This is a genomic window from Methylobacterium sp., from assembly GCF_028290105.1.
In the GTDB taxonomy this organism is placed as follows: domain Bacteria; phylum Pseudomonadota; class Alphaproteobacteria; order Rhizobiales; family Beijerinckiaceae; genus Methylobacterium.
Map to the genome: position 1 here is coordinate 1 of NZ_JAQGKL010000057.1, position 6,657 is coordinate 6,657.

Here is a 6,657-nt window from a genome sequence, read left to right on the forward strand (position 1 = left end):
CGCGCGATCGAGGGTGGCGGCCACGAGGTCGGCGGGCGCGGAGGCGGGCGCCGCGGCCGCCGCCTCCAGAGTCTCGCCGATGCGGGGGAGGACAGCGCCCGTGCGCAGCAGCGCGCGCGCGGCGGCCTCCGGCGAGGTGAGCCCGGCGCCGGCCGCATCGGCCGCGAATTCGCGCGCCCGGCTCCAGTGGCGCACGGCGAGATGGAAGCGTTCCATCACGAACAGGCCGAGCCGCAGCGACGGCCCGAGCAGCCCGAGGGAGCCCTGGTGGCCCGCCGCCACGGCGTCGAGGGAGCGCCCGACGCCGGCATAGATCGGCAGGAAGCGCTGGCTGTAGGCCGTATCGCCCCCGGCATAATGGGCGAGCTCGTGGCCGACGATCGCCGCGACCTCGTCGCCCCGCATCAGGGCGAGGTAGGGCAGCGGCAGGTAGAGGATCCGGCCGCTGATCCGCTCGCCGCCCGGCTCCAGCACGGCGGGACCGGCGCTGACGAAGAAGCCCCCCGTGAGGCCGACCACGACCGCCTCCGGCGTGAGGGCACCGAGCCGTTCGGCAAGGCCCTCGGTGAGGCGCCACAACCCGGGCGCGTCGGCCGGCGTAACGGGACGCCCGAAGATCGGCAGGGGATCGGGCTCGAAGGCGGCGAGCGCCCGGCGCAGGCCCAGCACCGTGCTGCCGGCCGCGAACAGGATCGCCCCGATCGCCACGGCGGCGATGCCGATGAGCTTCAGGGCGTCGCCGCTGAACCCCGACTGGACGAGGATGCCCGCCTCGAAGAGCAGGACGGCGACGCAGGCCACGCTCGTCGCCAGGATCTGGACCGCGAGAATCACCGGCAGCAGGCGGCGCACCAGCGAGAAGCCCCGGACCAGGGCGTCGCGCGAGGCGCGGCCCGCCCGCCCGATGAGAGCGCCCGTCAGCAGCACGAAGATCGAGAGCGCCGCCGCGAGACCGCCGCCGACGACGACGATCGGGGGCAGGCGGCGGCGCCAGTCCATCAGCGCGGTCAGGGTCGCGGCCTCTCCTTGCGCCGCGCGCGCCTTGTCCACCGCCATCGGGCCGCCGTAGAGCTGGCCTCGGTGGCGGAACTGCAGCGTGAAATCGGGGCGCCCGTCGCGCGGCGCCCGCGCCTCCAGCTCCGCGACCTGCGCCGCCACGCGCTGCCGCTCGCCCTCGAACGCGGCCCAGTCGTCGTCGGCACGCCGGCTCTCCCAGAAGCCGAGCAGCAGGAGCACCAGGGGCAGCAGCACGGTGGCGGCCACGAGACCCGAGAGGGCGCGCAGGCGCAGGGGTGCGCGCGCGATCGTTGCCTTGGGCGCGATCGTTGCCTTGGGAATGACGACCCCCTTCACGTGCGGGATGCGCGGTGCCGGCTCGCCGAGGTGGCATGGACGGACCGGGGCGGGCCCACCGCGAACGCAGCGTCACGCGAGCGCGACGCGACCTGTGCTAGGGTTTGTACCGGAGCGTACGCTTCGGTCAACGAATCGTGATCCTCCACCGGCACAAAGCCCTGCGCGGATACGCTCAACCCGAGAATCGCGCTTCCGTCCGGTCGGGCCTGCGGGACTGCTCGGCGACCGAACCGCCTGAACCCAACCCAAGGAGCCCCGTTCATGCCCCTCGTCATTCCGGTCATCCTCGGCTCCGTCCGCTCAGACCGCCAGGGTCTGCGCGCCGCCCGCTTTTTGATGGCGCAGCTCGAAGGCCGGGGCATCGAGGCGCCGCTGGTGGATCCGGCCGCGCTGAATCTCCCGCTCCTCGACCGGATGTACAAGGAATATCCGAAGGGCGGCGCCCCCGCTGTGCTGGAGGACCTGGCGACGCTCTATCGCCGGTCGGACGCCTTCCTGGTGGTCTCGGCCGAGTACAACCACTCGGTCCCGCCGGCCCTCTCCAACACCCTCGACCATTTCCTGGAAGAGTATGCCTGGCGGCCCTCGGCCATCGTCTGCTACTCGGCCGGGCAATATGGCGGCGTGCGCGCCGCGATGCAGCTGCGCGCAATGCTGTCCGAACTCGGCGCGTCGAGCATCCCCTCGTTGCTGCCGATCCCGCGCATCGCGAAGGCCCTCGACGAGGCCGGCACGGCGCAGGAGGAGTGGCTGCCCAAAGCGGCCCGGCGCTTCCTCGACGAACTGGTCTGGTACGCCGAGGCCCTGAAGGCGCAGCGGGCGTCGGGCACGCCCTATTGAGGCGCTCCCGGCCCGGGCGTGTGGCGCGGGCCTTGCGCCTGATCGCCGACCGAGCCCTCCCGCCGAGCGCCATCCATGCCTGAGACCTCCAAGTCCGAACCTTCCAAGTCCGAACCTTCCAAGTCCGAGACAACGACGGCGATCCGTACCCTACTCGTTGACCTCGTGCGGGCCGCGCTGATGTCGGACGACCGGGCGAGCGTCCGGTGGCGCGAGGCCGCGCGGCGGGACCAGTCCGGGCTCGCCGCCGACCCCGCCCGGGTCGAGGGCCTGAAAATCGACGGCTTCTGGACGCTGGCCGTGCGCGAGGCGGAGGCGCCGGAGTTCCGCGAGGCCGAGAACCAGGTGCAGTTCGGTTTCCCGGCCCTGTGCCCCTTCAGCCTCGGCGAGATCACCGATTCCGCCTTCGACGTGGACCGCGCGGTGGAGCGCCTGCGCAAATCCGCCGCGACGGGCTGACGCCACGCCGGGGGCGGCCGTTGCCGGACGGGGCCGGAATGCCCATGTTGTAGGCATCGGCCGGTCCGCGATGTCGCCTCCGGCCCCATCATTCCCGCGTCCGGCCTCGCGCCCGCGCAGCGAGTCCAGATTCCTTGGCCAAACGCATCAATCCGAACCCCGGCGCCGCCGGTCTCCCCTCCCGCGAGCAGATCCTCGCCTTCATCGCGGCCTCCACCGAGACGGTCGGCAAGCGCGAGATCGCGGCGGCCTTCAACATCAAGGGCGCCGACCGCATCGGCCTGAAACGCATCCTCAAGGAGATCGAGATGGACGGCGCCGTCGAACGCGGGCGCGGCGGCCTCACGCCCGCCGGCCGCCTGCCCCCCGTGGTGCTGGCCGACATCACGGCGCGCGACCGCGACGGCGAGTTCCTGGGCGTGCCCGCCGAATGGGATGTCGGCAACGGCCCTGCCCCCCGGATCACCGTGGCGGCACCGCGCGGTGCCAAGCGCCCCGCCGGTCAGCCGGCACCGGGCATCGGCGACCGGGTGCTCCTGCGCGTGGAACCGAGCGAGGGCGAGGCTGGCCGCTACACCGGCCGGGTCATCAAGGTGCTGGGCAAGAACAAGGCCGAGATCATCGGCATCTTCCGCGCCGGCCCCGAGGGTGGCCGCATCATCCCGGTGGAGAAGCGGGCCCAGGGGCGCGAGATCGCGATTCCCGCCGGCGAGGAGGGCGAGGCCCGCGACGGCGACCTCGTCAGCGTCAGCCTGCAGCGCGAGAGCCGCTTCGGCCTGCCCCAGGGCCGGGTGCGCGAGCGGCTGGGCTCGCTCGGCTCCGAAAAGGCCGTCAGCCTGATCGCGCTCCATCTCCATCACATCCCGCACGTCTTCGCAGCGGCGACCCTCGCGGAGGCCGACGCGGCGGTGCCGGTGGGGCTCGCCGGCCGCGAGGATTGGCGCGCCGAGCCGCTGCTGACCATCGACCCGCCGGACGCCAAGGACCACGACGACGCCGTGATGGCGATCGCGGATCCCGACCCCGCCAATGCCGGCGGCTTCATCGTCACCGTGGCGATCGCCGACGTGGCAGCCTATGTCCGGCCGGGCTCGGCGCTCGACCGCGAGGCGCTGCTGCGCGGCAACTCGGTCTATTTCCCCGACCGGGTCGTGCCGATGCTGCCCGAGCGCATCTCCAACGATCTTTGCTCCCTGCGCGAGGCCGAGGACCGCCCGGCCCTCGCGGTGCGCATGGTGATCGGCGCCGATGGCGAGAAGCGCCGGCACGGCTTCCACCGGATCATGATGCGCTCGCGCGCCAAGCTCAGCTACGCCCAGGCGCAGGCCGCCATCGACGGCTTCGCGGACGACGCCACCGCCCCCCTGCTCGAGCCGGTGCTGCGCCCGCTCTGGGCCGCCTACGCCGCCCTGCGCGAAGCCCGCGACGCGCGCGGCCCCCTCGCCCTCGACCTGCCCGAGCGCAAGGTCCTGCTCACCCCCGACGGAGCCGTGGACCGCGTCGTGGTGCCCGCCCGCCTCGATGCGCACCGGCTCATCGAGGAGTTCATGATCCAGGCCAACGTCGCGGCCGCCGAGACCCTCGAACACGCCAAGCAGGCGCTGATCTACCGGGTCCACGACGAGCCGGCGCTCGAGAAGATGCGCGCGCTGGGCGAGGTGCTGGCCTCCATCGGCATCAAGCTTCCGAAGGAGGGCGCGTTGCGCCCGGCTCTGTTCAACCGCCTCCTCGGCGCGGTGGCGGAAACCGAGCACGCCACCTTCATCAACGAGGTGGTTCTGCGCTCGCAGGCCCAGGCCGTCTACGCCGCCCAGAACCTCGGGCATTTCGGCCTCAACCTCCGGCGCTACGCCCACTTCACCTCGCCGATCCGGCGCTACGCCGACCTCATCGTGCACCGCGCCCTGATCGCCGCCTGCCGGCTCGGGTCCGACGGCCTCTCCTCCGACGTCAGCGTGGCGGCCCTCGACCAGATCGGCGAGCAGATCTCGGCGGCCGAGCGCCGCGCCATGGCGGCCGAGCGCGAGACCATCGACCGGCTCATCGCCCACCACCTCGCCGACCGGGTCGGCGCCACCTTCACGGGCCAGATCTCCGGCGTGACGCGCTCCGGCCTGTTCATCAAACTCGACGAGACGGGGGCGGACGGATTCGTGCCGATCTCGACCATCGGGGCGGATTACTACCGCCACGACGAGGCCAAGCACGCGCTGGTCGGCGAGCGCTCGGGGGAGACCCACCGGCTGGGCGACCGCGTCGAGGTCCGCCTCGTGGAAGCCGCCGCCGTGGCCGGCGCCCTGCGCTTCGAACTGCTCTCGGAGGGACAGGCGCGGCCGGAGCGCGGCGCGCCCGCGAAGGGGCGCGGACCCGCGCGAAAGCCTGGGTCTGCCGGTCGCCCCCCCGGCATCCGCAACGCCGGGTCGCGCCATCGCGGGTCGCGCCGCTGAAGCCGGATATATAAGTTCGGACTTCGCGCTCAGGGATTTTTCGCAAGATGCCAGCACTCGTCGAAGCCGATCGATGCACGCGGACGGGCCTCGTCCGGTCGATGGTGCGGGGATTCGTCGGCCGCTGCCCGCATTGCGGGACCGGCAGGGTCTTCGGCCGCTTCCTGAAGGTGCGCCCGGATTGCGACGCCTGCGGACTCGAATTCGCGCATCACCGCGCCGACGACCTGCCGCCCTACATCGTCATCTTCATCGTCGGGCACATCGTCGGATATTTTCTTCTCGACTCCGAGATGAACTACGATGTGCCGCTGTGGTTTCAGCTCACCTTCTGGCCCCTCGTCACCCTCGCGGGCTCGCTCGCCCTGCTGCAGCCTGTGAAGGGCGCGGTGGTCGGGCTGCAATATGCGCTTGGCATGCACGGCTTCGCCACGCTACCGCTGCCCCGGACATCGGAAGTGCCGCAGGGCGGGGGGACGCAGCATGGACCAGGCGACGGGCGTGCTGCCGAACGGGCCCCCGCCTGAGGCGAAGGCGAGACCCGTCGCCCTGCGGCCGCGCAACGCCGCGACGCTGATCATCCTCGACCGGGCCAAGCGGGCGCCCAGGATCCTGATGGGCCGGCGTCATGCGGGCCTTGCCTTCATGCCCGGCAAGTTCGTGTTTCCGGGCGGGCGGATCGAGCCGGGCGACCGGCACATGCCGGTGGCGGGCGCCCTCTCGAACCGGGCGAACGACGCGCTCGCACTCAGAGCGCCAGGCGGCGCCAGCGGCCTCGGACGCGCCCTGGCCCTGGCGGCGATCCGCGAGACCTTCGAGGAGACCGGGCTGATGCTCGGAACCCGAGACTACGGACCGCCGGACACCGCGCCGGCCGGAACCTGGGCCGCGTTTCGCGAGGCGGGCGTGATGCCGGATCTCGAAGCCCTGCACCTCATCGCGCGGGCGGTGACGCCGCCCGGCCGGGTGCGCCGGTTCGATACGCGATTCTTCGCCGTGGACCGGGCCGCGATCGTGCACGAGGTGCCCGGAATCGTCTCGGCGGAGGCCGAGCTCGTGGAACTCGCCTGGGTGACCTTCGCGGAGGCGCGGGCCCTCGATCTTCCCCGCATCACCGGCATCGTGCTCGACGATCTCGAAGTTCAGGTGAAGGGCGGGTTCGCACCCTATCTGCCGATCCCGTACTATTACCAGCGTCACGGCAGGCCGCAGCGAGACACCCTGTAGTCCGGAACTACATACCCATTGTGTTCGTTAGCCGATCAACGAAACGTGATGTGGAGAGGGTCGATGTTGCGCGGTGGGTTGCTTTGGCTGATCGGAATTCCGATCCCGATCATTCTGGTGCTGTATTTCTTCACGTCCTGGCTGCATTGAACGCGAGGCTCGCGTTCTTGGGTCAGCGCGTCCTGAACAGCACAAAGCCCACCCCGCGGTTACGGGACGGGCTTTGTGTTGGTTATGGATTTGGTTGCGGGGACAGGATTTGAACCTGTGACCTTCAGGTTATGAGCCTGACGAGCTACCGGGCTGCTCCACCCCGCGCCAAAGCGTG

6 protein-coding genes and 1 tRNA gene are annotated in these 6,657 nt (G+C 71.5%); 5 read left to right on the forward strand and 2 right to left on the reverse strand.

Going from position 1 to position 6,657, the window contains the following annotated elements:
- The coding region (locus tag JWQ05_RS04325; RefSeq protein WP_299655043.1) for a M48 family metallopeptidase at window positions 1–1,251 on the reverse strand (1,251 nt) is incomplete at its 3' end.
- Between the two features lie 366 nt (window positions 1,252–1,617).
- Here JWQ05_RS04325 and JWQ05_RS04330 point away from each other — a divergent pair.
- From JWQ05_RS04330 to JWQ05_RS04350, 5 genes are all read left to right on the forward strand, one after another.
- Window positions 1,618–2,196 (forward strand): NAD(P)H-dependent oxidoreductase, encoded by a 579-nt coding sequence (locus JWQ05_RS04330; RefSeq protein WP_299655028.1) that lies wholly within the window; start codon window positions 1,618–1,620, stop codon window positions 2,194–2,196.
- 75 nt (window positions 2,197–2,271) lie between these two features.
- Window positions 2,272–2,655, forward strand: a complete 384-nt coding sequence (locus JWQ05_RS04335) for a hypothetical protein (protein WP_299655031.1) — start codon at window positions 2,272–2,274, stop codon at window positions 2,653–2,655.
- A gap of 134 nt (window positions 2,656–2,789) precedes the next feature.
- Window positions 2,790–5,102 carry a ribonuclease R gene (rnr, locus tag JWQ05_RS04340; RefSeq protein WP_299655034.1) on the forward strand — a complete coding sequence of 771 codons (2,313 nt, stop codon included), beginning with the start codon at window positions 2,790–2,792 and terminating at the stop codon, window positions 5,100–5,102.
- Between the two features lie 47 nt (window positions 5,103–5,149).
- Entirely contained in the window at window positions 5,150–5,629 is a 480-nt protein-coding gene (locus tag JWQ05_RS04345; protein WP_299655037.1) for a DUF983 domain-containing protein, read from the forward strand.
- Window positions 5,586–6,329 carry an NUDIX domain-containing protein gene (locus JWQ05_RS04350; RefSeq protein ID WP_299655040.1) on the forward strand — a complete coding sequence of 248 codons (744 nt, stop codon included), beginning with the start codon at window positions 5,586–5,588 and terminating at the stop codon, window positions 6,327–6,329. Before JWQ05_RS04345 ends, JWQ05_RS04350 begins: the two co-directional genes overlap by 44 nt.
- A gap of 241 nt (window positions 6,330–6,570) precedes the next feature.
- Here the strand turns inward: JWQ05_RS04350 and JWQ05_RS04355 are convergent.
- A tRNA-Met gene (locus JWQ05_RS04355) sits at window positions 6,571–6,647 on the reverse strand.
- Window positions 6,648–6,657: the final 10 nt, after the last annotated feature.